A 3,476-nucleotide genomic window follows, 5' to 3' on the forward strand; every position below is an offset into this window, starting at 1 on the left:
GGGCCCCGGGCGCCGCCACGGGGCCCGATGCCAGGCGGACCGGCCAGACCGGCCAGGACGGCCATGGTGACCAGCCCGGCCCGCTCACGCAGATCCCCGGGCCCCAGCTCCCGGTCGCCCAGGTTCCCGCCCGCTGACGGCTTCAGCCCGGCACTCAGGTGGCGGGTGACTGTGACCCGTCGGCGAGGACGGGGAAGTTGCCGCGGAAGACGTCATGGGGGTCGTGGCGGCGCTTGATGTCACGCAGGCGCTCCAGCACGGCGGGGGTGAAGGCGTCGGCCACGCTCTCGCGGGGATTGAGGAAGGTCAGGGGCTTGCGCCCGCTGACCGGGAGGGCTTCGGCGAGGGCGCGCTGCCTGGCCGTGATCGCCTCGGCCGTCGCCGGGTCGGCCGGGACGCCGAACAGGTAGAGCGCGTAAGGCTCGGCCAGCGGTCCGTGCGGGCTGTCGGACGGGCGGGCGAACGCGCCGCCCAGATGGCGGATCTGCACGCTCATCAGCGGAGCGACGGGATCGGCGAGCAGCGTCTTGACCGTCGTGTCGTCCAGCGCGGTCAGCAGTTCACCGCGGGAGGAGCCGGCGCCGGGGTCGGTGGGCTCGGCGGTGATGGACCCGAGCTCGGAGACCGGCATGGTCCGCCGGGTGTCCGACAGCGGCAGGGGAAGGCGGTCCAGGGGAGCCAGCAGATCGCGGGCCTCGGCCGCCTCACCCAGGTATGCCGCGTCCACGGCCACCATGGGCGCGGAGCCGGGGAAGTGCAGCAGGTCCAGCCAGACGGTCAGCTCGTCCGGCGCGGTGGCGGTGATCCGCCGGTAGGCGTCCAGGACGTCCGGCGCGTGTTCGGCCGGCCACAGCACCCGCCCTCCGTGAAGTCGTGGAGCGGGGTGGAGGGACAGTTCCAGGGCGGTGACGACCGCGAAGTCGCCGCCTCCGCCGCGCAGGGCCCAGTACAGGTCGGGATCGGTGCCGGCGGTCACGCGCCGCTGTCGTCCTTCGGCGTCGACGATGTCGAAGGCGGTGACGCTGTCGGCGACCCAGCCGTGCGCGCGGCCGAACCAGCTGAGCCCGCCGCCGAGGGCGACGCCGGTGACGCTGACGACCGGAGAGCTGCCCGGCAGGCCGGTCAGGCCGTACGGCGCGGCGGCGGCCTGCAGACGACCCGAGGACACTCCGGCCCCGACGCGGGCGCGCCGGGTGGCCGGGTCGATCTCCACGGAGTCCAGCGGCCGGGTGCGCAGCAGGACGACGCCGTCGGTACGGCCGGTCGCGCCGTGCCCGTTCGGCTGAGCGGCGACGGTCAGGCCGGCGGCACGGGCGTGCCGGACCAGTGCGGCGACGTCGTCGGCGTCGGCCGCCTCCACCACGGCCGCAACCGGCTGTTCGACGGCCAGGTTCCACGGACGGCGGGAGGCGTCGAAGCCGGGGTCGCCGGTCAACCAGACCCGTCCGCGGACGGCGGAGCGCAGGGCGTTCAGAGCGTTCACGATCAACTTCTTTCCAGGCTGGCAGGTCAGACGGCTTCGGCGGGCCGAAGAAGGGCGTGGGATCGCCTCTGAGCGCACCACGCGGATCCCCGGCTACTCCCGTCGCAGGTCAGAGGGTTTCTGGACGTGTCCCACTCTCGGGCCGAGCGGAGAGCCGATCAACGCGTACCTGTGCAATGATCGTGAAGCCTGAGTTAACGATGGGGGCGGCATGCTGGAGCGGCACGAGCTGGAGGCGTTCCTCACCCTCGCGGAGGAGCTGCACTTCGGCCGCACCGCCGAGCACCTGCGGGTGTCGACCGCCCGGATCAGCCAGACCATCGCCAAGCTCGAACGCCGCGTCGGCGTCCCGCTGTTCCACCGCACCAGCCGCCGGGTGGAGCTGACCCCGCTGGGACGCGGGTTGTACGAGCAGGTGCGACCCGCCTGGCGCCAGATCACTTCCGCGTTCGAACAGGCCGTCGCGGAAGGCCGCGGCGTCACCGGCACCCTACGCGTCGCTTTCGTCGGCGCCGCGGGCGGGCAACTGCTCGTCGGGGCGGCCGAACTCCTGCGGCGGAGCGAGCCCGGTTGCGACGTCCAGCTCCGGGAGGCGCAGATGGTCGATCTCATGCCCTGGCTGCGCGCCGGCGAGGTCGACGTCGCGCTGGGCACCTTCCCCGTCGAGGAGCCCGGCATCGCCACCGGGCCGGTCCTGGTGTCGGAGGCGCGCATGCTCGCGGTGCCGTCCGGGCATCCGTTCGCCCGCCGGGAGTCGGTCTCCCTGGAGGACCTGGCCAGGGCTCCCCTGCTCCAGCTCCCCGGCACGCTCCCGGATTCCCTGCGCGCGGATCGCACCCCGCGCACCACGCCCTCCGGACGGGTGATCGAACCCGGCTCCTCCGCGGCCACGTTCAACGAGATACTCACCCTCATCGGGGCAGGTCACGGAGTCTTTCCGGTCGGCGCGCAGGCCGGGCGCTACTACGCCAGGCCCGACGTCGCCTACATCCCGTTCAGCGACGCCCCACCGCTGCTGTGGGGTCTGCTGTGGAGAGCCGACAACTCCACCGCACGCGTCCGCGCCTTCGTCCGGGCGGCGGGCGACCTGCTCGCCGGCCACGCCTGAGGGCGTCCGCCGCCTCTACCGGGCCAGCTCGGCCCGCAACTCCGCCGGGGTGGTGACCGGCGCACGGCAGGTGAACCGACGGCACACGTAGGCCGCGGGCGAGCCGTCGACCATGCCCCGGCCCTCCAGCAGCGGCACGTCCACGGGCACGGCGCCGGACTGTCCGGTGCCCAGCGCGACGACCAGGCCCGGCGTGCCGGACATGAGGGCCGCCCGGTGCAGCGCGCGCGTGCGGGAGTCGTCGGCCGGGCCGATGATCGCCACCTCGGCGGGGCCGCCCAGTGCCGCCTCCGCCACCGCGAGACCCCATCCGGCGAACCGGGCGTGCCGCTCCGCGAGCGCGGAGACCGTGCCCAGCGCCGCCTCGGCCGCCTCCCGGTGCCGGGCCGAGCCGGTGAGCGCGGCGTACGACAGCAGCGCGCCCGCCGCCGCGAACTGGCCCGACGGCGTCGCGTTGTCGGTCGGGTCCTGGGGCCGCTGGAACAGCCGCTCGCCGTCGTCGGGGGCGTCGTAGAACCCCCCGGAACCGTCGGGGAACCGCGTCAGCACGGTCTCCAGCAGGTCTGCGGCGCGGTGGAACCACCGGCTCTCGCCGGTGACGCCGTAGAGGGCGAGGAAGCCCTCGGCCGTGTTGGCGTAGTCCTCCAGCATGCCGGTGTTGGCCCCCGCCCGGCCGTCGCGGGAGGTGCGCAGCAGCCGGGCCGGGTCGCGGCTCACCGTGTGCAGGCCGTCGAGCAGCGCGGCCGCCTCACGCGCGGCGTCGACCAGGTCGGGCCGGTCGAAGAGCGCGCCCGCCTCGGCGAGGGCGGCGATCGCCAGCCCGTTCCAGGAGGCCACGATCTTGTCGTCCCGCCCGGGCCGCGGCCGGCGCTCCCGCGCGGCGCG

2 protein-coding genes and 1 pseudogene are annotated in these 3,476 nt (G+C 74.7%); 1 reads left to right on the plus strand and 2 read right to left on the minus strand.

The window, feature by feature from the left end:
* Positions 1–154 precede the first annotated feature (154 nt).
* A complete protein-coding gene (locus tag AB0J39_RS38750; protein ID WP_363474090.1) occupies positions 155–1,483 on the minus strand; it encodes an FAD-binding oxidoreductase in 1,329 nt (442 codons plus the stop codon).
* A 211-nt stretch (positions 1,484–1,694) separates the two neighbouring features.
* Here AB0J39_RS38750 and AB0J39_RS38755 point away from each other — a divergent pair, with 211 nt between their 5' ends.
* Positions 1,695–2,591 carry a LysR family transcriptional regulator gene (locus tag AB0J39_RS38755; RefSeq protein ID WP_363474092.1) on the plus strand — a complete coding sequence of 299 codons (897 nt, stop codon included), beginning with the start codon at positions 1,695–1,697 and terminating at the stop codon, positions 2,589–2,591.
* Between the two features lie 15 nt (positions 2,592–2,606).
* Here the strand turns inward: AB0J39_RS38755 and AB0J39_RS38760 are convergent.
* Positions 2,607–3,476, minus strand: a pseudogene (locus AB0J39_RS38760) (N-acylglucosamine 2-epimerase); the annotation flags it as partial.

Origin of the sequence: Microbispora sp. NPDC049633, from assembly GCF_040675265.1 — a bacterium.
GTDB lineage: Bacteria > Actinomycetota > Actinomycetes > Streptosporangiales > Streptosporangiaceae > Microbispora > Microbispora maris.

Excerpts from the sequence above, each read along its gene's own strand:
- AB0J39_RS38755 (WP_363474092.1), top strand. The coding sequence starts at position 1,695 with ATGCTGGAGCGGCACGAGCTGGAGGCGTTCCTCACCCTCGCGGAGGAG.